The 23,811-nt window shown below is 50.9% G+C and carries 20 protein-coding genes and 7 tRNA genes; 11 read left to right on the top strand and 16 right to left on the bottom strand.

Annotated elements, in window-relative coordinates; all coding sequences use genetic code 11:
* Positions 1-153: 153 nt before the first annotated feature.
* From AEST_RS04415 to AEST_RS04370, 10 genes are all read right to left on the bottom strand, one after another.
* The gene (locus AEST_RS04415) at positions 154-1,125 is read right to left on the bottom strand and encodes an IS481 family transposase (RefSeq protein WP_008607351.1); all 972 of its coding nucleotides are present in this window, start codon (positions 1,123-1,125) and stop codon (positions 154-156) included.
* A 42-nt stretch (positions 1,126-1,167) separates the two neighbouring features.
* Positions 1,168-1,698 carry a hypothetical protein gene (locus AEST_RS04410; RefSeq protein ID WP_008607350.1) on the bottom strand — a complete coding sequence of 177 codons (531 nt, stop codon included), beginning with the start codon at positions 1,696-1,698 and terminating at the stop codon, positions 1,168-1,170.
* A gap of 681 nt (positions 1,699-2,379) precedes the next feature.
* Positions 2,380-2,946 (bottom strand): nucleoside deaminase, encoded by a 567-nt coding sequence (locus AEST_RS04405; RefSeq protein ID WP_008607349.1) that lies wholly within the window; start codon positions 2,944-2,946, stop codon positions 2,380-2,382.
* Positions 2,943-3,416, bottom strand: a complete 474-nt coding sequence (gpt, locus tag AEST_RS04400) for a xanthine phosphoribosyltransferase (RefSeq protein ID WP_008607347.1) — start codon at positions 3,414-3,416, stop codon at positions 2,943-2,945. The genes AEST_RS04405 and gpt overlap by 4 nt, the downstream gene beginning before the upstream one ends.
* Positions 3,417-3,435: 19 nt before the next feature.
* Positions 3,436-4,137, bottom strand: coding sequence for a purine-nucleoside phosphorylase (gene deoD, locus AEST_RS04395; protein ID WP_008607345.1), 702 nt, complete (start codon positions 4,135-4,137; stop codon positions 3,436-3,438).
* 8 nt (positions 4,138-4,145) lie between these two features.
* Positions 4,146-5,357 carry a phosphopentomutase gene (locus AEST_RS04390; protein WP_008607344.1) on the bottom strand — a complete coding sequence of 404 codons (1,212 nt, stop codon included), beginning with the start codon at positions 5,355-5,357 and terminating at the stop codon, positions 4,146-4,148.
* Between the two features lie 154 nt (positions 5,358-5,511).
* Positions 5,512-7,671, bottom strand: a complete 2,160-nt coding sequence (locus AEST_RS04385; RefSeq protein ID WP_008607342.1) for a prolyl oligopeptidase family serine peptidase — start codon at positions 7,669-7,671, stop codon at positions 5,512-5,514.
* A gap of 458 nt (positions 7,672-8,129) precedes the next feature.
* A tRNA-Phe gene (locus tag AEST_RS04380) sits at positions 8,130-8,205 on the bottom strand.
* Positions 8,206-8,214: 9 nt separating this feature from the next.
* Positions 8,215-8,290: transfer RNA gene (locus AEST_RS04375), tRNA-Thr, on the bottom strand.
* Positions 8,291-8,334: 44 nt separating this feature from the next.
* Positions 8,335-8,410: transfer RNA gene (locus tag AEST_RS04370), tRNA-Phe, on the bottom strand.
* A 195-nt stretch (positions 8,411-8,605) separates the two neighbouring features.
* Between AEST_RS04370 and AEST_RS04365 the strand changes: the two genes are divergently transcribed.
* Positions 8,606-11,380, top strand: coding sequence for a hybrid sensor histidine kinase/response regulator (locus AEST_RS04365; RefSeq protein ID WP_008607341.1), 2,775 nt, complete (start codon positions 8,606-8,608; stop codon positions 11,378-11,380).
* 34 nt (positions 11,381-11,414) lie between these two features.
* On the opposite strand, the gene kdsA is transcribed toward AEST_RS04365, so the two are convergent.
* The 6 genes from kdsA to hemA form a co-directional block, all read right to left on the bottom strand.
* Complete coding sequence (kdsA, locus tag AEST_RS04360; protein ID WP_008607339.1) at positions 11,415-12,263, bottom strand: 3-deoxy-8-phosphooctulonate synthase; 849 nt, start codon at positions 12,261-12,263, stop codon at positions 11,415-11,417.
* Between the two features lie 24 nt (positions 12,264-12,287).
* Positions 12,288-12,665: a SirB2 family protein gene (locus AEST_RS04355; RefSeq protein ID WP_008607337.1), complete on the bottom strand. Its 378-nt coding sequence runs from the start codon at positions 12,663-12,665 to the stop codon at positions 12,288-12,290.
* Between the two features lie 82 nt (positions 12,666-12,747).
* Positions 12,748-14,313: a DUF3369 domain-containing protein gene (locus AEST_RS04350; protein ID WP_008607336.1), complete on the bottom strand. Its 1,566-nt coding sequence runs from the start codon at positions 14,311-14,313 to the stop codon at positions 12,748-12,750.
* A 75-nt stretch (positions 14,314-14,388) separates the two neighbouring features.
* A complete protein-coding gene (prmC, locus tag AEST_RS04345) occupies positions 14,389-15,249 on the bottom strand; it encodes a peptide chain release factor N(5)-glutamine methyltransferase (protein WP_156803867.1) in 861 nt (286 codons plus the stop codon).
* Positions 15,249-16,340 (bottom strand): peptide chain release factor 1, encoded by a 1,092-nt coding sequence (gene prfA, locus AEST_RS04340; RefSeq protein ID WP_008607334.1) that lies wholly within the window; start codon positions 16,338-16,340, stop codon positions 15,249-15,251. Before prfA ends, prmC begins: the two co-directional genes overlap by 1 nt.
* Positions 16,341-16,358: 18 nt before the next feature.
* Positions 16,359-17,618 carry a glutamyl-tRNA reductase gene (hemA, locus tag AEST_RS04335; protein ID WP_008951346.1) on the bottom strand — a complete coding sequence of 420 codons (1,260 nt, stop codon included), beginning with the start codon at positions 17,616-17,618 and terminating at the stop codon, positions 16,359-16,361.
* Positions 17,619-17,699: 81 nt separating this feature from the next.
* Here hemA and lolB point away from each other — a divergent pair, with 81 nt between their 5' ends.
* From lolB to AEST_RS04285, 10 genes are all read left to right on the top strand, one after another.
* Positions 17,700-18,308, top strand: a complete 609-nt coding sequence (lolB, locus tag AEST_RS04330) for a lipoprotein insertase outer membrane protein LolB (protein ID WP_039925079.1) — start codon at positions 17,700-17,702, stop codon at positions 18,306-18,308.
* On the top strand, positions 18,305-19,174 hold the full coding sequence (gene ispE / locus AEST_RS04325; RefSeq protein WP_008607331.1) for a 4-(cytidine 5'-diphospho)-2-C-methyl-D-erythritol kinase: 870 nt from the start codon (positions 18,305-18,307) through the stop codon (positions 19,172-19,174). The genes lolB and ispE overlap by 4 nt, the downstream gene beginning before the upstream one ends.
* 91 nt (positions 19,175-19,265) lie before the next feature.
* Positions 19,266-20,210 (top strand): ribose-phosphate pyrophosphokinase, encoded by a 945-nt coding sequence (locus tag AEST_RS04320; protein ID WP_008951343.1) that lies wholly within the window; start codon positions 19,266-19,268, stop codon positions 20,208-20,210.
* Between the two features lie 165 nt (positions 20,211-20,375).
* Positions 20,376-20,978 (top strand): 50S ribosomal protein L25/general stress protein Ctc, encoded by a 603-nt coding sequence (locus AEST_RS04315; protein WP_008607323.1) that lies wholly within the window; start codon positions 20,376-20,378, stop codon positions 20,976-20,978.
* The gene (pth, locus tag AEST_RS04310; RefSeq protein WP_008607322.1) at positions 20,978-21,580 is read left to right on the top strand and encodes an aminoacyl-tRNA hydrolase; all 603 of its coding nucleotides are present in this window, start codon (positions 20,978-20,980) and stop codon (positions 21,578-21,580) included. The genes AEST_RS04315 and pth overlap by 1 nt, the downstream gene beginning before the upstream one ends.
* Before the next feature lie 32 nt (positions 21,581-21,612).
* A complete protein-coding gene (gene ychF, locus AEST_RS04305) occupies positions 21,613-22,704 on the top strand; it encodes a redox-regulated ATPase YchF (protein WP_008607321.1) in 1,092 nt (363 codons plus the stop codon).
* A 206-nt stretch (positions 22,705-22,910) separates the two neighbouring features.
* Positions 22,911-22,987 (top strand) — tRNA-Met (locus tag AEST_RS04300).
* Positions 22,988-23,006: 19 nt separating this feature from the next.
* Positions 23,007-23,091 (top strand) — tRNA-Leu (locus tag AEST_RS04295).
* Positions 23,092-23,118: 27 nt separating this feature from the next.
* Positions 23,119-23,193: transfer RNA gene (locus AEST_RS04290), tRNA-Gln, on the top strand.
* Between the two features lie 19 nt (positions 23,194-23,212).
* Positions 23,213-23,287 (top strand) — tRNA-Gln (locus AEST_RS04285).
* Positions 23,288-23,811: the final 524 nt, after the last annotated feature.

Here is a 23,811-nt window from a genome sequence, read left to right as displayed (position 1 = left end):
GGCAAAGCCTTTAGTAGAAAGGATATAACCCAGCCAAACACCCAAGGCAGCAGAAAAAGCATGTGAAACAAAAGACAATATGGTTGATTGAGCATCCCCTATAAAAAGCTCAATTAAGTAAAAAGTAATCGGCATTATAATCAGCTGTGTGATTCATAGAGATCGTTTCAATCTTCTCAGCTCTAATTCAAGCCTGTAGTTTTGTTCTTGTAGGGGTTCTTTTGCTGGCTCATAAAGCTCCTGAACCTCTTCAGAATAAGGCGTTTGTTCAGCCATTTCGAAGTATCGTTCCATGGGTGTTTTTCCATGGTGTGCGCTATGAGGCCTCTCCCAGTTGTAGTAATGCTGCCATTCAGCAAGCAGGCTATCTAAATCGTCTGATGCTAAGTCTACCGTTGCATAAAACTCTGTTTTATCAGTTTTCTGTGAGCGCTCTACTTTGCCATTTAGGTGAGGTGAAGCAGGTTTATTTGGTCTGAATTTGATGCCATGGATCTTCAATTTCTCCTGAACTTTACAGGCGAAGAATTCTCGGCCACGATCTGTTTGAATACGCTGAATTGGAAATGGCATTTCCTCAATCACGCAATCAATGAAATCCAGCGTGTTAGCAGCCGTTCTGCGGCTATACAGCCTTAAAACCCTGTAGCGGGTGCAGTCGTCAATCGAAGTGTATTGATAGAGATTAGGCCCTATCTTACAGGTATCCATTTGTATTCTATCGCCAGGAACTGGGCGAACATACCTGATGTAATCTGGTTTCCTACGGTAGGTAACAACAGGCTTTACTTCATTTCGCGTCAAGATCTTATGGATAGTTGCAATTCCAAGAGAGAGCCCATGCAGGCGGCCAAGTTCGCTTTGAATACGCCTTGCTCCAAGGTTTCGAGAGCGTCGCAAAGATAAAATTAACTGCTCTTCAGTCTCACCAACCTTTGTTGAAGGTGAACTCTTAGGACGCCTGCTTTGGCTACCCAGACCATCTACACCGTCTTTCCGATAACGCTGCCACCATTTTCTTAAGGTAGGTCTGGATATGCCACAACGACGGCAGACCAAGCCCGCATCACGGGTCTCTTCGTATAGCTTTATCCACTGTAATCGCTGCTGTATTTCTCTATTCATAGACACCCATTATATTGAAATGATGTCTATGAATCACACAATTTAGTCGCCGATATAAGCTTTTTGGTACGTTTGACCAAAGTTTTCAATTAACCTGTCCAGAGCTACCAAATTAATTTCATTTGGTTTAAAACCTTTACCAAAATTGGCGAGTTTATCCCTATGCAGCTTTAGTTTGGTTAGATCGTTTTCTAAAAAACCTGCCGTAGCCAGCACATAGTCATTCCAAAGAAAAGGCGAATTCCTTTCTTGTTCTTCTGTTAACAGAACCGCTGATACAAGATTAAGTGCTTTATCATTTTGATTGGATGCAGCATACATTTGCAACAAATGCCATTTAAGTGATCTTTGATTCACATTATTTTCAAGAATATATTTGTCTATCAAAATTGCGGCTTCGCTGTAGCATTTTTTGTCCGCTAAGACCCGCCAGCCCTTACCAGGGGTTTGATCAAACTTTTCATAAGATAGTTTTAGATCACTGTTTAATCCATTTGCTAAAAATGAATCGCATTCAGCTCTTACAGCAAAGGTTAAGAAAAATAAAATTGCGAATATAGTTGGATGTCTCATGAGTAAATCCTTTTAGTGCTAACAACTTATTAGTTTAGAACGCACCTGCTTTTACGCAGTGTAAACGCCCTTCTATCTCCATTTTTGACACTACGCTAACGAATAAACAGCATTAAATCAATTATTTTGATTTCGGGTAAATTTAGCGCTGTAGATAGCGGGTTATAACCTTGCTATTAGCATATTTACAAATTAATTACGCTAACAGGTCGTTTGGACAGTGTTGTAACCCTTAGGGATAGCCAGGTGCTTATCGCTAACTTTCAGTTAATTCTAGCGTTTGTGTACTTCTTACTATCGCAGATTCGACTCCGGTACGCAGGCATACCGGAGTCGGAGGGCAGTTTAGTGTCCGGGATTGGAGTACATTTTGGTATCGCAGGATCGACTCCGGTACGCTCGCATACCGGAGTCGGAGGGTGGTTTAGTGTCTGGGATTGGGATGCTTTTTGGTGTCGCAGGATCGACTCCGGTACGCTCGCATACCGGAGTCGGGGGGCGGTTTAGCGTTGGGATTGGAGTGATTTTTGGTATCGCAGGATCGACTCCAGTACGCAGGCATACCGGAGTCGGGGTGCGGTTTAGCGTTGGGACTGGGGTGCTTTTGAGTATTGCAGGATCGACGCCGGTACGGCTGGCGTACCGGCGTCGGGTGTGGTTTAGCGTTGGAATTGGTGGGCGTTAGCCGTTGTAGATGGTGCCGCCGTGGTTTAGGTAGTCTTTTAGTACCTGGGCGGCGGCGCTGCGTTGTACCTGGCGCACGACTTCGACGCCGGCGTCGCGCAGATATTGGTAGCTGGGTTCAAATACCGGGCCTTCGTCAAAGCCTATCGCGCGGGCATCTTCGGCGGTGGCGGCGCAAACTAAACGCTTTACGCCGCTCCACAGGGTGCCGCCTAAGCACATGGCGCAAGGTTCACAGGAAGTAAATAGCTCGCGTTTAACGCCGTCGGCGTTCAGGCTAAAGCTTTGCAGCGCCTGCTCGGCCAGCATAATAGCTACCATCTCGCCATGGGCGCTGGAGTTATGCAGCGGCATCACCCGGTTTACACCAACACTTAACAGCTTGCCGCTGTCACAGTCAAAAATGGCGCTGCCAAAGGGGCCGCCGGTGCCACGCAGTACGTTTTGCCGCGACAGCTCAATGGCTAACGCCATTTTCTCGTCATCGTGCTGATAGCTGCGCTGCCAGTCGACCACGTCGTTAATCCAATCCGGCAGCGTTAGCGTTACGCTTTGTGGGCTCATACTTCCTCTGCCAGCGGCTTGCTGTAGGCCAGTTCCATATCCCATGGCAGCTGGATCCAGGTATCCTGCTCGATATCGGTAACATAGTTATCCACCAGCGGCTTACCCTGTGGTTTGGCGTACACGGTAACAAAACGGGCTTTAGGAAAACGCTCGCGCAGCGCTTTGGCCGTTTCACCGGTATCGACCAGATCATCGACGATCAGCAGCTGCTCAGAGTCGGCCAGCGAGGCATCTTTTAGCACGCTCAGGCTACCCTGCTTGTCGTGCTGGTAGCTCGCCACACAGATGCTATCCAGCACCCGGATATTCAGCTCGCGGGCGATAATCGCCGCCGGTACCAGGCCACCGCGGCTTACTGCCACTATAGCGGTAAAGTTCTGGCCCAGTAACTGGCGTGCCAGCTCTTTGGTAGCGCGGTGAAAGGCTTCCCACGACACATAAAACATTTTGTTGGTAGTCAGTGACATAACGCGTATTCCCAGTAAATTACAAACAGCCCAGTGCCACTTCAACCATCTCATTAAAGCTGGTTTGACGCAGCTCGGCGCTTAACGCTTCGCCGGTGCGGATATGGTCGCTTACCGTGAAAATCGCCAACGCATTAATGCCATATTCGGCGGCGACGCCATAAAGACCGGCGGCTTCCATTTCTACCGCCAGTACGCCGTATTTTTCCAGCGTATCGAACAGAGTCTCACTTGGGTTGTAGAACAGATCAGAGGTAAACACATTACCCACTTTCACATTGATATCTTTAGCGCGGGCGGCGGCAACCGCCTTTTCCAGCAGGCTAAAGCTGGCCATCGCCGCAAAGTCCAGGCCACCGAGGCGGTTGCGGTTAACCATCGAGTCGGTGCTGGCCCCCATACCAATGACGACATCCCGCACTTTAACATCCAGCGGCAAAGCACCACAGGAGCCAATGCGGATAATGTTTTTTACACCGTAGAATTTTACTAACTCAGTGGCATAAATCGACATTGACGGCACGCCCATGCCAGAGCCCAGCACACTGACTTTTTTACCCTGATAGGTGCCGGTGTAACCGAACATATTGCGCACGGTATTAACGCATACCGCATCTTGCAAAAACGTATCGGCAATATGCTTGGCACGCAGCGGGTCGCCAGGCATTAAAACGGTTTCAGCAAAGGCGCCTTCCGGCGCATTAATATGTGGAGTAGCCATAAGTTCTCTTACTGTAATTGTGCTAAAAAGGAGTCGCCGTATGCCAGTGCATCCAGCCCGAAAAAGTCAGCCAGGGTCTGGCCCATATCGGCAAAGCTTTGTCGCTCGCCTAAATCCACTTCGCCAATGCCCTTACGGAACAGCAGCACAGGTACATATTCACGGGTGTGCTCAGTGCCGGGCCAGGTTGGGTCACAACCATGATCGGCAGTCAGTAATACCAGGGTGTCATCGTCGCAGGCCTGTAAAATTTCCGGCAGGCGGCTGTCGAAGTACTCTAAGGCTTCGCCATAACCAAGGGGATCACGGCGATGGCCAAAGTTTTGGTCAAAATCGACCAGGTTGGTAAAAATAATACTCTGCGCACTTTGCGTTGCCATCTGCGCTAAGGTGGTATCCACTAAGGCTGGCAGGCCGGTGGCTTTCAGGCTTTTACTAATGCCCTGATGCGCATAGATATCAGCAATTTTGCCAATGCTGATTACCTGGCCGCCGGCAGCAACCAGTTTATCCAGTACTGTCGGGGCCGGAGGTAATACCGAATAGTCACGGCGATTACCGGTGCGGGCATAGCTTTGGGCGCTGTCACCGGTAAAGGGGCGGGCAATCACCCGGCCAATATTGTAAGGGTCCAGCAGCTCACGCGCGACCTGGCAAAACTCCAGCAGGCGCGTTAAACCAAAATGCTCTTCATGAGCAGCAACCTGAAACACACTGTCAGCCGACGTATAGCAGATCGGCATGCCGGTTTTTATATGCTCATCGCCGAGTTTGACCAGAATATCGGTCCCCGAAGCATGGCAGTTACCCAGAATACCGCTGACACCAGTGCGGCGGCATAACTCCTCGATAAGCTGCGGCGGGAAACTATTGGTCTTCTCAGTAAAATAGCCCCAGTCGAATAACACCGGTACCCCGGCAATTTCCCAGTGGCCGCTTGGTGTATCTTTACCGCTACTCAGTTCACGGGCATAACCAAAGGCACCATTAATGCGGCTAGCTGGCGGTACTGCCAGCGATAAACCGGGTGTCGCGCTGGTAGCGGCCTTTGCCAGCCCAAGCGCCGTCAGGTTAGGAATAGCCAAAGGGCGCTGTTTTTTTTCTGCAAACACCCGGGCAATACTGGCAAAGGTATTGGCGCCGCTATCGCCAAACTTATCCGCATCCGGCGCGCTGCCAATGCCGAAACTGTCGAGCACTAAAATCACTGCTTTTGCCATCTGGATACTCCCAAACCTGCTAGCTCAATATTAGAGGTGGTGGCGAAACCATAAATTAAAAAGGGCACGCAGCTTACTCTGTCTGATTTTTTTTGGCAATCATTTCAGCTAAAACAAAGGGCGCCCGCAGGCGCCCTCGTACTTTTACTGCCACTTATTGCGGCAGGCTGCTATAACCCATATTAAACAGCGTAAAGCTGTAAATATCGGCGGCCTGATCAATCACCATCGATACTGGCATACCGGCACCGTGACCGGCTTTGACATCAATCCGGATCAATTGCGGCGTCGCCTTGCTGGCTTTGTCCTGCAGTTCGGCAGCAAACTTAAAGGAGTGCGCCGGCACTACGCGGTCATCGTGATCCGCCGTCGTGATCATCGTAGCCGGATAGGTAACCCCGGCTTTCACGTTATGCACCGGTGAATAACCCAGTAAGTATTTGAACATGTCCTCAGATTGCTCAGCGGTTCCGTAGTCGTATGCCCAACCGGCGCCGGCAGTAAAGGTATGGTAACGCAGCATATCCAGTACACCCACTTGCGGAATGGCGACGCCAAACAGCTCTGGCCGCTGTGTCATGACCGCACCCACCAGTAAGCCGCCATTCGAGCCACCACGTACCGCGGTTTTAGCCGGTGAGGTGTATTTTTCGGTCTGCAGGTACTCGGCTGCAGCAATAAAGTCGTCAAATACATTTTGCTTTTGCAGCTGGGTACCGGCACGGTGCCATTCTTTACCGTACTCGCCACCACCACGGATATTGGCCACGGCATAGATACCGCCCAGCTCCATCCACACAGCATTTGCCACGCTGAATGACGGTGTTAAGCTGATATTAAAGCCACCATAACCGTACAGAATGGTTGGGTTGCTGCCATCGCGTTTTAAATCTTTGCGATAGCTGATAATCATCGGTACCTTGGTGCCGTCTTTCGAGGTGTAGAACACCTGCTCAGACACATAACGGCTGGGGTCGAAGTTCACTTTTGGCTGGTTATACAGGCTGGATGCGCCGGCCTTTGGCTCAAAAGCGTAAATAGAGCCCGGTGTAATATAGTTGGCAAAGCTAAAATACAGCGTATCGGCGTCTTTTTTACCGCCAAAGCCGCCAACACTACCGACACCTGGCAGCGCAATATCACGTACCAGCTTACCGTCGTAGTCGTACTGTTTTACCTTAGCAATGGCATCGACGATATAGTTGGCAAACAGGAAGCCAGCACCGCTGCTGATACGCAAGACATGTTCGGTTTCCGGGATCAGATCCTGCCAGCTTTCTGGCTGTGGTGCCTTAGCCGATACCTTTACCACCTTACGGTTAGGGGCATTGCGGTTGGTCACCAGGATCAGCGTATCGCCAACATTGTCTACCAGATCGGTATCTGAGCTGGTATCGTCTAAAATGGTAACAAAGCCACTATCCGGCTGAGTTAAATCTTTGATAAACAGCTTATTGCCAGAGGTTGATACCGCCGCTGACACTAACAAATAGCGGTCATCCTCAGTCACACTGGCGCCAACATAACGGTGTTTTTGCTCGTCAGTGGCACCGAAAATCACTTTATCTGCGCTCTGTGGTGTGCCCAGCTTATGGTAGTACAGCTTATGCTGATCGGTCATGGCTGACAGCTCGCTACCATCCGGTTTGTCGTAGCTGGAGTAGAAGAAGCCGTCGTTACCGACCCAGGCAATACCGGAGAATTTAATATCGGTTAGGGTATCGCCAATTTGCTGCTTGGTTTCGGTGTCGATTACTATAACTTTACGCCAGTCGCTACCGCCTTCTGAAATAGCGTAAGCCGCTAATTTGCCATCACGCGAGAAGCGGATATCGGCCAGTGACGTTGTGCCATCGGCGCTAAAGGTGTTCGGATCCAGGAATACCTCTACCTCACCACCGTCTTTCTGGCGGTACAGTACAAATTGGTTCTGCAGGCCGTCGTTTTTATAGAAGTAGGTGTAATCGCCCTCTTTAAACGGCGCCCCTACCCGCTCATAGTTCCAGGCTTGTTGCAGTTTGTCGCGGATTTGGTCACGAAACGGGATCTGCTTTAAATAATCAAAGGTAGTCTGGTTTTGCGCCTTCACCCAGGCTTCGGTTTCGCTGCTGCGATCATCTTCCAGCCAGCGGTATGGATCGGCCACCTGAGTACCAAAATAGGTGTCTACCACATCGCCTTTGGCGGTAACGGGGTAATTCAACTGTTGTTGCTGTTGGGTAACAGTCACGGTTTGCTCCGGTTTCACTTCTTGCTTCGGGCCGCCGCAAGCGGTCAGTACCGCAGCAGCCAGCAGGGTAACGGCATATTTCATTTAGGTGGACTCCGATATTCTTGTGATTATTGGCAAAACGCACTGAGCTTAACAAAGAAGTAACCTGTTGCCTATTTCACTGAACGGGAATTTTTGCATTCTTATCTCTATTGGCTAACGTGGGTGGGCTATGGAGCGGTTTGGCGGTTTAGCGTGGTGTCTTTTTTGGTATCGCAGGTGGCGTCTCCGGTACGCAAGCATACCGGAGACGAGAAGCAGAACCGGTTAGCACTATAGTGTGGTGGCTTTTTTGGTATCGCAGATCGCGTCTTTGGTACGCGAGCATACCGGAGACGGGAAGCTGAACCGGTTGGCGCTATAGTGTGGTGACTTTTTTGGTATCGCAGATGGCGTCTCCGGTACGCAAGCATACCGGAGACGATAGCCAATACCAGCGTTGAGCTGGTATTGGCTATAAAACGCAAAAAGCCAGCTCCTAGCTGGCTTTTTGCGTTTTATGGTGCCCAGAGGCGGAATCGAACCACCGACACGCGGATTTTCAATCCGCTGCTCTACCGACTGAGCTATCTGGGCAAAACTGGTTGGTGCCGCTTATCCGAGTCGAACGGATGACCTACTGATTACAAGTCAGTTGCTCTACCAACTGAGCTAAAGCGGCTGCGACACGCTTTGGGATATCGTTAGCACCATATCCTAAAATGATGGTGCCCAGAGGCGGAATCGAACCACCGACACGCGGATTTTCAATCCGCTGCTCTACCGACTGAGCTATCTGGGCAATGCCGCGTATTAAACGGATTTTGCGATCTCAAGTCAACAGATATTTTAGAAATGGCTACCGACAGCTTATTAGTTAGCCAAAGCGCTGACATAGCCTTAAAATTTGTACTGCTTTTGGACTAGAAAACTTGTTAAGATAGCGTGATTAAAACCTGAGCTATGTGCTTGGCTGACAACAGATTACGGAATAGGAATGAGCAATAAAACGGTAATTAAACCTGTTTTCTGGCGCTTAGCCGCAGTAGTGAGCCTGTGTTTGGTGATCCAGGTACTTGTGCTGTATTGGATCCAAGCACCCGCGGCACAACGGCATGATGAAGAGTTGCAGCGCCTGGCCGCCGAAACACAAATCCTGAGTCAGGCAGTGCAACAGGCCCTGCAGCAGGATAATAACGCTGCAGCACAGCAACTATTGCAACAAGCCCGAAATAATGACCGCAACCGGGCTATTTACCTGTACCGTTTGCAGGGTTCTCAGGTGGAGCTCTTACAGCATACCGATAATTTGCCGAATTTTGTGCCTAATCCGCAATTATCGAACCAGAGCAGTCAGCAACAGCAATTACTGCTGGTTAACCGGCTGTTGCCCGAGTTACCCGGCTATGTGATGGTATATGTCCGGCAGTTACCCGAAAACAATGTACTGCCACTGTTATTCGCTTTTGCTTTAAGTGTGCTAATCGCCTTGCTATTTGTTGCGGCGCTGAGCTATCAGATCAGTCAAAAATTCCGCCTGCGCCTGCAGCCATTAGTTAGTGGCTGTCGCGATATGCTGGAACGTCAGCAATACAGTGGCACTCTGGATACTCAGCAACAAGACGATATCGGTGAGTTGGCACAACATCTGAATACGCTGTTCCGGCGACTCGGTCAAAGCCAACAAGCCCTGCAACAGTCAGAGCAGGATATTGAGCAGTTAAAACAAGAAGTTGAACAACGTATTAAAGAGCGCACCGACGCGCTGGAAACCGCCAAACTGGCGGCAGAAAAAGCCAACGACGCCAAGTCGACCTTTTTAGCGACCATGAGCCATGAAATCCGCACCCCGATGAATGGGATTATCGGTACTGTCGATTTATTGCGTAAAACCGAGCTGTCCACCTCGCAGTTCCGGATGACAGACACTGTTCGCGAGTCGTCTTTTTCACTACTGCGGATCCTTGATGATATTCTCGACTTCTCGAAAATCGAAGCCGGCAAGCTGGAGCTGGAAAAATTACCGGTGTCGCTGGCCGATATTATTGAAGCAGTTGGCCGGATCCTGGTGTCAGTCGCCTACCAGCGGCAGATTGATTTAAAACTGTATATCGATCCGCGGATCCCTGACGGCTTGCTTGGTGATCCGGTTCGACTGCGGCAAATTTTGTACAACCTGGCCGGTAACGCCATTAAATTTACCGAAACCACACCGGAGAAAACCGGTGTGGTGGTAATTAGTGCGGAATTGCTGGAACAAAATCTGGAGTTCACTCAGGTCAGACTGAAAGTTGCTGATAATGGCCGCGGCATGACCCAGCGCCAAATCAACTATGTTTTCCACCCATTTAATCAGGCTGAGGGTTCAGTCACCCGTAAGTTTGGTGGTACAGGTCTCGGACTCTCGATCTGTCAGCGCTTGACCGCGCTGATGTATGGTGAAATCCAGGTAGAAAGCGAACCTGGTAAGGGTACCGAGTTTAGTGTCAGGCTGCCAATGCGCCGCTCAGACGAGACCAGTTATTTATCAAAAGACAGTCTCAGCGATCTGGTGATCTGCTTATTTACGCAAGACAGTGATAATCAGCAACATTTATCCGACTATTTATTGTATAGCGGCGCAGAGCTACAGATCGCCAATAGTGTCGATGCTCTGCTGCAGCGGGCTGAGCAATTTAAACCCTTACCAGCGAAACAACAGGCAGTTTGGTTGCTGGACGCGACCTATGAACAGATTTCGATGCGGGAGCTAAGTACGATCATCACGCATCCGATGCTACAAAGTGTAAAATTTGTGGTCATTACCAATCAGTTGGAGCTATCCGACACCACCTTCGACAATGTGTTTTATGTGCATAGCGCCCCGCTTTGCCGCAGTCAGTTACTGGACGGCATTCTGATTATTACTGGTCGCAAAGCCCGTCAACTGCAGCCGCAGCATAAGCAACCACTGCATCAGGGGCCTGTTCCTGATATCGAACAAGCCCGCCAAGCCGGTAAGCTGGTGTTGTTAGCTGAAGATAATCTGATGAATCAACGGGTGATTGTTGAGCAGTTGAATGCGTTGGGTTATGCCGTGGAGGTCGCTGATGACGGCGCCATCGCCCTGGAGAAATGGCGCCGCTATCATTACCCGCTGCTATTAACCGATCTGCATATGCCGAATATGAGCGGTTATGATCTGGTCAAGGCGATCCGAAAAGAAGGCTTACAACGGCCTGATGATGTTGATTTTACCCGTATTATTGCGCTCACTGCTAATGCGCTGAAAGGTGAAGAACAAAAATGTCTGAGCATAGGTATGGACGCCTATATCACCAAGCCACTTGAGCTGCAGACCTTACAGACAGTGATGCAGCGCTGGTTACCGCTGGATCAGGCGCCAGCACCATCAGAGCGCAGCAAGAAGAAGCCGGATACCGAACAAAGCAGCCCGGTATCGTTCTCCACACTAAGCAGTTTCCTGGGTGATGCCCCGCTTAAACATCAGGAGTATCTGCAATACTTCACACAGCAAGCCAGCCCAATGTTGCAGCAGGCAACAACAGAGTTGAGTAATAGTAACCGTAGTGAACTGCGCAGTCTGGCACATCAACTCAAAGCGATGGCGAAAAGTATCGGCGCCAATGCCCTGGCAGAACAATGTTTACAACTGGAAAAGGCCGCTGAAGTTTCAGATTGGACCGCATTACGGGAAATACTCGGCACTGTGCAACAGGAATATCGCAAAGTGGTGGCTTTTATTGAGCAACGTTATGGACCGGCCACCTGATGGTGGCGGTCCAATCAGCTAAAATAGCGCTGCTCTAGCGTGCCGAGGTATCTAAGGCCGGAAAAGCTTTGATTAACTGGTCCAGTGCCTGCATCTGTTGCAGGTAGGGCTCCAGCTTAGCCAACGGCAAGGCACAGGGGCCATCACATTTTGCCTGATTTGGATCCGGATGCGCTTCAATAAAGAGTCCGGCCAGGCCTATTGCCATACCCGAGCGCGCCAGCTGTGCCGCCTGCGCCCGCCGGCCATCAGCCGAATCCTCACGACCACCCGGCTTTTGCAAGGCATGGGTGGCATCAAAGATCACCGGTGCGTACTGCTTCATCTCGTCCATACCCAGCATATCGACCACCAGGTTGTTATAACCAAAGCAAGAGCCACGCTCACACAGAATGACCTGCTCATTACCGGCTTCCTGAAATTTTTTCAGAATATGCCGCATTTCATGCGGTGCCAGAAATTGTGGCTTTTTAACGTTAATCACGGCACCGGTTTTTGCCATCGCGACCACTAAGTCGGTCTGCCGCGCCAGAAAAGCCGGTAGCTGGATCACATCAACGACCTCGGCCACCGGCGCCGCCTGATAAGGCTCATGCACATCGGTAATCAAAGGTACCTTGAAGGTGTGCTTAATTTCTTCGAAAATCCGCAGCCCTTCTTCCAAACCCGGACCACGATAAGAGTGCACCGACGAGCGGTTTGCCTTATCAAAGGAGGCTTTAAACACATAGGGGATCTGTAATTTCTCGCACACCCGCACATAATGCTCGGCAATGGTCAGTGCCAAGTCACGGGATTCCAGCACATTCATACCGCCAAACAATACAAAGGGCTTATCGTTGGCGACATCAATGCCGGCAACCTGGACCACCTTATTCAACATAATTCAACCTGTTCACTATTAACATTAAAGAGGTAAAAACAACGGTGTTTTACTCAGCGCAACCCGCACCATCAGCCCCAACCAACCTAAAGCACCTAAGAACGACAACCAGCGGATTGCCGCAGTACGGCCTTTTAACGCCGAGTAGCCCAGCGCGATATAGGCAAGCAGCGCCAGTACTTTTTCTGTCAGCCAGGCATCAACAAAGGGGTACTGCTGAATGGTAAACATCAGCGCGACGGCTGATAATAATAAAAAGGTATCCACCACATGCGGGGCAATTTTCAGGAATTTTTGCTGTAACAAACCAGACTCTCTGACGCGCAGCGCAAAGCGCAGACAAAGCAAGGCTACGCTAAGCGCAACCAGTAACAGATGCAGGTGTTTAAACGCCATATACATAACAACTATCCTAAATGCGGCGTGTCAGCCGGGCCAGTGATAGCGGCACCGGCTGCACGTGTTTCGGTTAACTCGCTGCGGATTATACCCCGTCTGCGTCATGCGCATCCGGGTATTTTTGTAAAATTGCTTCCAGCTTGGGCACTATCGACTTGAACGCTTCCACCAGTTTGGGTTCAAATTGCTTGCCAGCTTGTTGCTCAATTTCGGCCAGTACCTGCTGCAATGTCCATGCATTTTTATAACAGCGGCGGTGGCGCAGCGCATCATAAACATCAGCCAGGGCGGCGACCCGGGCATAAATATGAATTTCTTCACCTTTTTTGCCATCAGGATAACCACTGCCATCCCATTTTTCATGGTGGTCCCGGGCAATGATAGCGCCGGCTTGTACAATAGAGCGCTTGGAATCTTTCAGAATATTAAAACCAATACTGGCGTGAGTTTGCATCACCTGCCACTCTTTGTCAGTCAGATGTGCCGGCTTATTTAAAATAGTATCCGGGATCCCAACCTTGCCAACATCATGCAACGGCGAGGCAAACATCAGTTTTTCGGCATCCAGCTCTGACAAGCCATAGGCTTTCGCCAGCTCGTAACAAATAAAGGCGATACGCCGCACATGATTGCCAGTTTCGACCGAACGCACTTCTACCGCTTCACTTAAGCGATAGACGATTTCGCGCTGGGTATCTTCCACCTCATGTTGCAGCTGCACATTTTCATATGCCACCTGGACATTCTGCGCAAACAGTTCAATCAGCTTTTTCTGGGTTTCATTAACCGGGCCGGGCAAGCCTGAGACATAAAGCAGAGAGCCCTGGGTGAATTTACTGCAGCAATAGGCCACCAGATAGTTATCGCGATAAACAATATCCTTGGTGGTTAACGCCGCCTCAAAGGCTTCCAGTAAGCTTGGGTCCAGCACATCCTTAATGGGCTTACCTTCTTTACTTTCAAACTCGCCCTGACCGGCAAACACCACCAGATCGTGCGGGTCGGTAGTTTGAATATTGCCGGCGACCAGAGACGAGCTAACGATAAGGGCATCTTCATCACAACCGAGCACTGAGGTGAGCTGTTGTAGCACACCGTCAATAAACTGCTCCATTGAGTGCGATGAGAACAGGTCGACCGAGGCTTTAATAATTTTCTCCAGCCCCTGCCGGCTTTGCTCCAGTGAAATAATATCGCGGTAGGACCTTAAGCTCGACATCATCACGGTAAACAGCTTTTGTGCGGTCAGCTCGGTTTTGGATTTATAATCATTAATATCGTAATTAACAATCACCTGCCGTTCCGGTGCCTGACCAGGTTGGCCGGTACGCAGAATAATGCGCACAAAATGGTTATGCAGGGTTTCGCGGATATAACTGGCCACCAATAAACCGGCATCGTCGGTTTCCATCACCACATCCAGCAGCACCACCGCGATATCGGGTTGGGCTGCCAGGACTTTTTTGGCTTCGGCACCGGAGTAGGCGCTGATAAATTCCAGCTTTTTGTGCTGAAAACTAAAGTCATTTAACGCCAACCGGGTGACGGCATGAACTTCAGGTTCATCGTCAACAATCAGGACTTTCCAGCAACCATTACTGATCTGATGCGGCTCTTCAGGCTCAGCAGCAAACAAAAATTCATCGGACATGACACACTCCCGGCATCCTTATCTTACTGTTATAAGCCGGATTTTTTGTCAGGTCAAAATATTTAACATTTTTGTTCAGTTATCACCGGGCTGGTACTGACCGCCACTGATGCGCCAGTTACCACCATAATCGCGCACTGAACTAACCTGACGGAATCCGCCAACGCTGAGTAACTGCTGTACCTGCTCAGCCTGGTTATAACCGTGCTCCAGCCAGAGCCAGCCACCGGGCTGTAAATATGCCGGCGCGCTGGCAATAATCTGTGCCAGATCCGCCAGACCCTGCTCTGCCGCCACCAAGGCTGACAGCGGTTCAAAGCTTAGTGCCGCCAGATGCGGATCGGCTGCTTCTATGTACGGTGGATTACTGACGATAAGATCATAGCGCTGGCCGCTAAGGGCGCTAAACCAGCTGCTGACTGTAAAGTCTACATTACTAAGCTTTAATGCCTGCGCATTGCGCTGTGCCAATGCTACAGCCTCGCTTTGCAAGTCAACGCCGGTGAGTTGCCACTGCGGCCGGTTGTGCGCCAGTGCCAGCGCAATAGCGCCGGTACCGGTGCCCAGATCTAACACCCTTGCCTGTGCCGGTAGCGTTAAGGCCAGGGCTTGCTCCACCAGAATTTCGGTATCGCTACGCGGAATAAGCGTGCAAGGCGCAACCGCAAGCTCCAGGCCATAAAATGGCCAGTGTCCGAAAATATACGCCAAAGGCTCCCCGGCCAGGCGCCGCTGCAATAAAGGCTGCAGCTGTTGTAGCTCGCTTGGTGTTAGCACACGTTCAGGATATGTATAAAGATAGCCCGGCTGGCAGCTTAACAGATGACAAAGTAGCAGCCGGGCTTCGTGAGCCGGATTATCGCTAATTGCACTGAGTTGCTGGCTCAATTGCTGCGTGCATTGCTGCAACGTCGGCGCGGCCTGCAACATGGTCATCAGCGGTTTTCATCAGCCAGCATCGCCAGCAGATCAGCCTGATGCTCGTGTTTCAGCGGTTCAATCACCTGCTCTAACTCCCCTTCCATCACTTCATTTAAACGGTAGATGGTCAGGTTGATCCGGTGATCGGTCAAACGGCCTTGCGGGAAGTTATAGGTGCGGATCCGCTCTGAACGGTCGCCACTGCCCACTAATGAGCGGCGGGTGCTTTGCTCTTCCAGACGACGCTTTTCATCTTCTGCCGCCTGTAAGCGCGACGCCAGCACACTCATCGCACGGGCACGGTTTTTATGCTGTGAGCGCTCATCCTGACATTCAACGACGATGCCAGACGGTAAGTGGGTAATGCGGATAGCAGAGTCGGTACGGTTTACGTGCTGACCACCGGCGCCAGAGGCACGGTAGGTATCAATTTTCAGATCGGCCGGATTGATCTCAATGGCTTCGCTTTCCGGGATTTCCGGCATAATGGCCACAGTACAGGCCGAGGTATGTACCCGGCCCTGCGATTCAGTGGCGGGTACCCGTTGCACCCGGTGACCACCGGATTCAAATTTCAGGGTGCCGAAAACGCCCTCGCCCTGCACACTGGCGATCACCTCTTTAAAGCCACCGTGCTCGCCTTCATTGGCACTGACTATTTCTACCCGCCAGCGTTGCCGCTCGGCAAAACGGCTATACATGCGGAACAGATCGCCGGCAAAAATTGCCGCCTCGTCACCACCGGCACCGGCGCGGATCTCCAGAAAGCAGCTGTTATTATCGTTCGGATCCTTAGGCAGCAGCAGGATCTGCAAATCCGTATCCAGCTGCTCAATGCGGCTTTTCGCCAGCTTATATTCTTCCTGCGCCATTTCGCGCATCTCAGGATCGCTGTCTTTTTGCATTTCTTCGGCCATCAGCAAGTCTTCCTGCGCTTGCTGATAACTACGGAATGCCTTGCTTAACTCTTCCAGCTGGCTGAATTCTTTGGACAATTCGCGAAAGCGCTTTTGATCGCTAATCACCGAGGCGTCGCTTAACAGCGCCTGGACCTCTTCGTAACGCTCAACCAAACCTTCCAGCTTGCGGTATACCGATTCTTTCATTTTAGGATTAAAACCTGTTTATAAATCAATAAGGAGTTTGACCAGCTCTGTCGACTCTGGCTGCTCAGACTGTAATAAATGCCGGATAGTCCGGGTGGGGCTGTGCATCAGGCGGTTGCTAAGTTTATTCGCCAGTTCCGCCATCACTTTTTCCGGTTCCTGGCCGGCGGCCAGTTGCTTTTGCGCCCGGCTTAATAACTCGGTTTTTACTTCTTCGCAGCGCTGCCGGTAATCACGTAGCCAATCGGCTTTATCCTGTAATTGCAGCCACTGCATAAATTCAGCGCTGCCACTTTGTACCAGCACCCCGGCCTGCTCTGCCGCCTGCTGGCGGTTATTCAGGTTTTCCGCCACTATGGTTTGCAGATCGTCTACGGTATAGAGATAGGCATCTTCTAACTCCGTAACCTGCTCTTCGATATCCCGTGGTACCGCTAAATCGACCAGAAACATCGGTTTGTGCTTCCGCTGCTTCAATGCCTGCTCAACCATACCTTTACCGACAATCGGCAAGGTGCTGGCAGTAGAAGAAATCACGATATCGGCTTCATGCAAGCGGGCCGGTACCTGCGACAGAGTTAACACCTGTGCATTAAACTGCCGCGCCAGAGCTTCGGCACGTTCATAGGTGCGGTTAGCCACACTCAGACTGGTTGCGCCCTGCTCCGTTAAATGCCGGGCCACCAGTTCAATGGTCTCACCGGCACCAATCAGCAACACCCGTACCTTTTCTAACTTACCGAAAATCTGTTTTGCCAGGCTGACGGCAGCGAAAGCGACTGAGACGGCGTTAGCGCCGATCTCCGTTTCAGTACGTACGGCCTTGGCGACGGCGAAGGTTTTCTGAAACAGCCGTTCAAATTGTGGGTTAATGGTGCCGGCCTGACGTGACTGATTATAGGCCTGCTTCACCTGCCCCAGGATCTGCGGCTCACCTAACACCAGTGAATCTAAGCCGGCAGCCACCCGCATTAAATGATTCACCGCATCCTGCTGTTGATACAGATACAGATGCTGTTGCAACTCTGTCAACTGTAACTGATGAAAGCCAGCCAGCCAGTGCAACACCTGTTCAGCCTGCTCAGCAGCACCGCTAAAATACAGTTCGGTACGGTTACAGGTGGACAAAATCACCGCATCGCTAATCTCCAGCTTGCTGGCAAGCTGGTGCAATGCATCCGGAACCTGCTCGGGCGCAAAGGCGAGTTTCTCGCGCAGCGCCACCGGTGCCGTTTTGTGATTAATGCCTAGTGCAAAAATGGTGTTCACCTGTATCATATCGGGATAGGGGGCGAATTGTACGAAAAAGCCCGAACTAAGAAAAGCAAAAGCAGATAAGCCATCGTAAAGGACCATAGCTTGAGTTCACTCTTCAGAATGTTAGCGCTGTTAGCAATTGCCCTGTTAAGCACTGCCTGTACCAGCACCAAGACCTTACCCGGTACCCAAACGGTACTGCCACAAAGCGAACGACAGCAGCAACTGTCGGCTATGCACAACTTTACAGTACAGGCCTCGGTTGGTATTAAATCTCCGGCCGAAACCGTCAATGGCAATTTGCGCTGGCAGCAACAGGATGCCACTGCTTATCAGGCACGGCTGGCCAATATGCTGGGTATCAGCCTGTTTGAGCTGACGGCCAGTAGCGAGCTGACCGAACTGTTGGTGCGGGGCGAGCGCTATCAGGCAGCTGATGCCAGTAATTTACTGTGGCAACTGGCTGGCTGGTCGATTCCGCTGCACGATATGGCGCTATGGTTACGCGGCTTGCCGGGTGATTCGGCAACTGACCTGAAATACGACGCTGCTGGCCGCCTGGTAAGTTTTACCCTGACCGACAGCACCGGCATTCGCTGGCAACTGACCTACCGCAGTTTTTTTGATGATGCCTTATCTTTACCCCGGCAATTACAGCTGCACAGTGCCGATACCCAGGTCAGACTGGTGATCCGGAGCTGGCAGTTATGACCCTGACTTTACCCGCGGTAGCAAAGCTGAATTTATTTTTGCATATCACCGGCAGGCGGCCTGATGGCTACCATAATCTGCAAACGCTGTTTCAAATGCTGGATACCGGCGATGTGCTGCACTTTACCCCGAACGAGAGTGGTGAAATCAACCTAAGCTGTGATCTGACGGAACTGGCCGGGCAGGATAATCTGATTTACCGCGCAGCCATGTTATTAAAACCTTTGGCCAGTGCCAACGCCGGTTGTCAGATCCGGCTGGAAAAACACCTGCCAATGGGCGGCGGCCTGGGCGGTGGCTCGTCGGATGCGGCCACCACCTTGCATGCACTTAACCTGTTATGGCAGCTGCAATTAACTACTGCAGAACTGGCGGCACTGGGCCTGAAACTGGGTGCCGACGTGCCGGTTTTTGTGCACGGCCAAACAGCCTTTGCCGAAGGGGTTGGTGAGCACTTACAGCCGGTTTCACTGCCGGAAAAGACTTATTTGGTCGTCACACCAGCTTGTCATATCAGCACGGCAGCAATATTCCAACATCCTGATTTAAAAAGAGATACACCTAAGATCAGCCTGACAGAGCTACTTAGCAGCCCATGGCAGAATGACTGCCAGCCGCTGGTCGAACGGCTGTATCCGATTGTTGCAATAACCTTACAGTGGTTGCTAGAATATGCGCCGTGTCGAATGACGGGTACTGGCGCCAGTGTGTTCGCCGAATTTCCGGACGCGGCCAGTGCTCAGCATGCCCTAGCGAACCTGCCGGCAAACTGTCGGGGCTTTATCGCCAGAGGGGTTAATACGTCGCCTTTATTAGCGGCCTTAACTGATACCGTTTACAGCAACTCGAGCCGCCATTCAGTTTAGCCGTTGCCGGAGTATTTTTTCCGGCAGCAACTATACTCAACAGCGGCTTTTATGATTAAACCGGACTCACAACTGCCCTGAGGATCCTACCGTGCCCGACATGAAGGTTTTCGCTGGTAACGCCATACCAGATCTTGCCAACAAAATCGCCAGCCGTCTTTACATCAAACTGGGAGATGCCGCTGTCGGTCGCTTCAGTGATGGCGAAGTCAGTGTGCAAATCAACGAAAATGTACGCGGTTCAGACGTCTTTATTATCCAGTCTACCTGTGCCCCTACTAACGACAATCTGATGGAACTGATTGTCATTGTTGACGCTTTACGTCGCGCGTCAGCCGGCCGGATCACAGCAGTGATTCCTTACTTTGGTTATGCCCGTCAGGATCGTCGGGTACGTTCAGCCCGGGTACCTATTACCGCCAAAGTAGTCGCCGACTTTTTATCCAGCGTTGGCGTGGACCGGGTATTAACGGTCGACCTGCATGCTGAGCAAATTCAGGGCTTCTTTGATGTGCCGGTAGACAATGTATTCGCGACGCCGGTACTGCTGGACGATATGCGCAAAAAAGCCCTCGAAGCACCGGTGGTGGTATCGCCGGATATCGGTGGTGTAGTGCGCGCCCGTGCGGTAGCCAAACTGTTGAATGATGCCGACCTGGCGATTATCGATAAGCGCCGGCCAAAAGCCAACGTATCCCAGGTAATGCATATTATCGGTGACGTCAAAGACCGTGACTGTATTATTGTGGACGATATGATTGATACCGGCGGCACCCTGTGTAAAGCGGCGGAAGCGCTGAAAGAACAAGGCGCCAAGCGGGTATTCGCCTATGCGACCCACGCAGTCTTCTCAGGCCGGGCGCCGGAAATTATCAGTGAGTCAGTGATTGATGAGCTGATCGTCACCGATACTATCCCACTGTCTGCGGCGATGCGTGCCATTCCTAAAGTACGGCAGCTGACGTTAAGTGACCTGATCGCAGAGTGTATCCGTCGTATCAGTAACGAAGAATCGATCTCGGCGATGTTTGATTAAGCCGCAAGCTAAAGTTGAAAAAGGCAGGTTATCCTGCCTTTTTTATTGGCTGCAGCTTTTATTTGCAGCAACCAGACGCTGGTGGTAAGATGTCGCGCCTTTTAAAAGGGCAACAGGTTATGGCTGGTCGCAAGCCGTAACAAATTCTAATTTTTGGAGTACATCATGTCTGATGCAATTTTCACGTTAAATGCAGAAGTCCGCAACGACTTGGGGAAAGGTGCGAGCCGCCGCCTGCGTCATGCTGACCAAGTGCCAGCGATCATCTACGGTGGTCATAAGCCAGCACTGTCTATCACCTTAGATCACTCTAAGCTGTTAAAAGCACAAAGCTTCGAAGCTTTCTACTCTCACATCCTGACTATCAGCGTTGGCGGTGAAGAAGTTAAAGCTATCGTGAAAGCAATGCAACGTCACCCGTTCAAGCCAAAAATTCTGCACGTTGACTTCCAACGCGTAGAAGCTGGCCATGAGCTGCACACTACTGTTCCGGTACACTTCCTGAACGAAGATGCTGCTGCGAAGAAAGGCGGTGTTGTTGTTCACGGTCTGAACGAAGTTGAAATCACCTGTTTACCACAGGATCTGCCAGAGTTTATCGAAGTTGACCTGGCTGATGTCGCTGTAGGCGTTACCCTGCACCTGTCTGATATCAAAGCACCAAAAGGCGTTAAGTTTGTTCAGTTAACCAAAGGCGAAGGTCATGACCTGCCAGTGGTTTCTGTGAACAAGCCAGCTGGTAAAGCTGAAGACGCTGCCGCTGAGTAATGTCTGATACTGTTCAGCCTGCTGTACAGTTAATCGTGGGCCTGGGTAATCCGGGCCCCGAATATCAATACACCCGGCACAATGCCGGTGTCTGGTTTGTAGAGCAACTTGCCCGCACCTATCACTGTAACCTGAAACCCGAAGCCAAATTTTTTGGTCTGACCGGCAAATTTATGCTGGCCGGGCAGGAATACAAACTCCTGGTGCCAACTACCTATATGAATTTAAGCGGCAAAGCCGTACTGGCTATGGCACAGTTTTATAAACTGGCACCAGAGCAAATTCTGGTAGTACATGATGAACTGGCGTTACCACCGGGCAGTGCCAAATTTAAATTCGCTGGTGGTCATGCCGGCCATAATGGTCTGCGCGATATCACCAGTAAACTGGGCAATAATCCGAATTTCTATCGTTTGCGCTTAGGCATCGGCCATCCGGGCCACAAAGATCAGGTCACTGGCTTTGTACTGGGTAAGGCACCTGCCAGCGAACAAAAACTGATCGACCAGAGCATAGAGGAAGCTGTCGCCTGCTTTGCTATACTGGCACGCGACGGTCTGGTAAAAGCTCAGAGCCGTTTACACAGCTTTCAGGCCAGCTAAGCTGGCCCCACCGCAGATTAAAGGATACATTCATGGGTTTTAAATGTGGCATCGTAGGTTTACCTAACGTTGGTAAATCAACTTTATTCAACGCCTTAACTAAGGCTGGTATCGAAGCAGCTAACTTCCCGTTCTGTACCATTGAACCGAACACCGGCGTGGTACCGGTACCAGATCTGCGGTTGGATAAACTGGCGCAAATCGTTAACCCACAGCGCGTGATCCCCACCACCATGGAATTCGTCGATATCGCCGGCCTGGTAAAGGGCGCGTCTAAAGGCGAGGGTTTAGGCAATAAATTCCTGGCCAATATCCGCGAAACCGATGCTATCGGCCATGTGGTGCGCTGCTTTGACGATGAAAATATTATCCATGTTGCCGGAAAAATTGACCCGGCTGACGATATCGATACCATTAATATGGAACTGGTGCTGTCGGATATGGACAGTGCCGAACGTGCGATTTTACGGGTCCAGAAAAAAGCCAAAGGCGGCGATAAAGACGCCAAAGCCGAGCTGGCAGTGCTGGAAAAAGTAAAAGCCCACCTGGAAAACGGTTTAACGCTGCGTCAGCTGGAGCTGGATAAAGAAGAAAAGGCGCTGATTGCCTATATGAACTTCTTAACCATTAAGCCAACCATGTATATCGCCAACGTACTGGAAGACGGTTTTGACAATAACCCGCATCTGGACGTAGTGCGCGGCATCGCAGCCAAAGAAGGTGCCATCGTAGTACCGGTTTGCGCCGCTATCGAATCAGAAATCGCCGAGCTGGATGATGAAGAAAAAGCCGAGTTTATGGCCGATATGGGGCTGGAAGAGCCAGGCCTGAACCGTGTGATCCGCGGTGGTTACTCACTGTTAAACCTGCACACCTACTTTACGGCCGGTGTCAAAGAAGTACGGGCCTGGACTGTTGCTGTCGGAGCCACAGCACCACAAGCTGCTGGCGTGATCCATACTGACTTTGAAAAAGGCTTTATCCGTGCAGAAGTGGTGTCTTACGATGACTTCGTACAGTACAACGGTGAAGCCGGTGCCAAAGAAGCCGGGAAATGGCGTCTGGAAGGTAAAGATTACATCGTTAAAGATGGCGATGTGATGCATTTCCGCTTTAACGTCTAAGCGCTTTTTCGTTACCAAAGCACAGATTAAGAGCCGGGTTTACCCGGCTTTTTGCTATCTTAAGCCAAGCTTTACCGGCCATTTTAGTGCTACTGCATAGAAATTCGGCAAACAAGCAGGCAGAAGCAGAATATGCGAAAAAAACGGTTGACGCTATTTCTTCAGATCAGCATAATACGCGCCACTTGCTTAGGACAAGTTTACGTGGCTACATAGCTCAGCTGGTTAGAGCACAGCACTCATAATGCTGGGGTCGCAGGTTCGATTCCCGCTGTAGCCACCACTTTACTTTTCTCATGCATGCGGAAGTGGCGAAATTGGTAGACGCACTGGATTTAGGTTCCAGCGCCGCGAGGCGTAAGAGTTCGAGTCTCTTCTTCCGCACCATCCTAAACAAGTAGCTGTAGTTTCTGCAGGGGCGTAGCCAAGCGGTAAGGCAGCGGGTTTTGATCCCGCCATGCGTTGGTTCGAATCCAGCCGCCCCTGCCATTAACTCAGAATTCCCAGTAGGGGCGTAGCCAAGCGGTAAGGCAGCGGGTTTTGATCCCGCCATGCGTTGGTTCGAATCCAGCCGCCCCTGCCATTATTTAGAGAACCCGACCATGTGTCGGGTTTTCGCTTTTTGGCGTTTGGCTAAATTTCATAGCATCACGATGGCTAACTAGCACACATATAGATTTTGCAGCGTCAAGAGCGGAGCAACGCTACTGATGCTCATCGTTACGCAGGTTCTAGCTCGGTGCATCCGGCGGCTAAACGCGCCGTACAACTTTGCCGGGGCACGCCGTGAACCCGTCCCTGGGGGCTCCTCTTTCGCATCCATGCGAAAGACGTCCCCGGTCAAAGTGTACTATGCATTTACCACCTCGTTCACGATAGTGCCACTAAAAGCATATTTTCGTGATGCCCCACCGGTATTTGTTAAGCCCTTAGCTGCGGTAGAATTTTCGTAACAGCAGCAGGGATGCTGCGGAGGCTGAAAGGGCACAAGGATGTGATCCTTGAAGCCGGTGGAGAAAATTACTACCCAGCTAAGGGCGCTGCCCCAATCTCAACGCTACTGCTGCTAATCGTTACGCAGGTTCTAGCTCGGTGCATCCGGCGGTT

The organism is Alishewanella aestuarii B11, from assembly GCF_000280055.1.
Lineage (GTDB): Bacteria > Pseudomonadota > Gammaproteobacteria > Enterobacterales > Alteromonadaceae > Alishewanella > Alishewanella aestuarii.
Note: the sequence above shows the minus strand (reverse complement) of the source record. Positions and strands in the feature narration are given on the sequence as shown.

What these genes read in the sequence shown, in the direction of transcription:
- AEST_RS04415 (WP_008607351.1), bottom strand. Translation starts at nt 1,125, where the DNA reads ATGAATAGAGAAATACAGCAGCGATTACAGTGGATAAAGCTATACGAA.
- AEST_RS04315 (WP_008607323.1), top strand. Translation starts at nt 20,376, where the DNA reads ATGTCTGATGCAATTTTCACGTTAAATGCAGAAGTCCGCAACGACTTG.
- AEST_RS04390 (WP_008607344.1), bottom strand. Translation starts at nt 5,357, where the DNA reads ATGGCAAAAGCAGTGATTTTAGTGCTCGACAGTTTCGGCATTGGCAGC.
- hemA (WP_008951346.1), bottom strand. Translation starts at nt 17,618, where the DNA reads ATGATACAGGTGAACACCATTTTTGCACTAGGCATTAATCACAAAACG.
- kdsA (WP_008607339.1), bottom strand. Translation starts at nt 12,263, where the DNA reads ATGTTGAATAAGGTGGTCCAGGTTGCCGGCATTGATGTCGCCAACGAT.
- ychF (WP_008607321.1), top strand. Translation starts at nt 21,613, where the DNA reads ATGGGTTTTAAATGTGGCATCGTAGGTTTACCTAACGTTGGTAAATCA.
- prmC (WP_156803867.1), bottom strand. Translation starts at nt 15,249, where the DNA reads ATGACCATGTTGCAGGCCGCGCCGACGTTGCAGCAATGCACGCAGCAA.
- AEST_RS04405 (WP_008607349.1), bottom strand. Translation starts at nt 2,946, where the DNA reads ATGAGCCCACAAAGCGTAACGCTAACGCTGCCGGATTGGATTAACGAC.
- pth (WP_008607322.1), top strand. Translation starts at nt 20,978, where the DNA reads ATGTCTGATACTGTTCAGCCTGCTGTACAGTTAATCGTGGGCCTGGGT.
- prfA (WP_008607334.1), bottom strand. Translation starts at nt 16,340, where the DNA reads ATGAAAGAATCGGTATACCGCAAGCTGGAAGGTTTGGTTGAGCGTTAC.
- deoD (WP_008607345.1), bottom strand. Translation starts at nt 4,137, where the DNA reads ATGGCTACTCCACATATTAATGCGCCGGAAGGCGCCTTTGCTGAAACC.
- AEST_RS04355 (WP_008607337.1), bottom strand. Translation starts at nt 12,665, where the DNA reads ATGTATATGGCGTTTAAACACCTGCATCTGTTACTGGTTGCGCTTAGC.
- ispE (WP_008607331.1), top strand. Translation starts at nt 18,305, where the DNA reads ATGACCCTGACTTTACCCGCGGTAGCAAAGCTGAATTTATTTTTGCAT.
- AEST_RS04385 (WP_008607342.1), bottom strand. Translation starts at nt 7,671, where the DNA reads ATGAAATATGCCGTTACCCTGCTGGCTGCTGCGGTACTGACCGCTTGC.
- AEST_RS04410 (WP_008607350.1), bottom strand. Translation starts at nt 1,698, where the DNA reads ATGAGACATCCAACTATATTCGCAATTTTATTTTTCTTAACCTTTGCT.
- gpt (WP_008607347.1), bottom strand. Translation starts at nt 3,416, where the DNA reads ATGTCACTGACTACCAACAAAATGTTTTATGTGTCGTGGGAAGCCTTT.
- AEST_RS04365 (WP_008607341.1), top strand. Translation starts at nt 8,606, where the DNA reads ATGAGCAATAAAACGGTAATTAAACCTGTTTTCTGGCGCTTAGCCGCA.
- AEST_RS04350 (WP_008607336.1), bottom strand. Translation starts at nt 14,313, where the DNA reads ATGTCCGATGAATTTTTGTTTGCTGCTGAGCCTGAAGAGCCGCATCAG.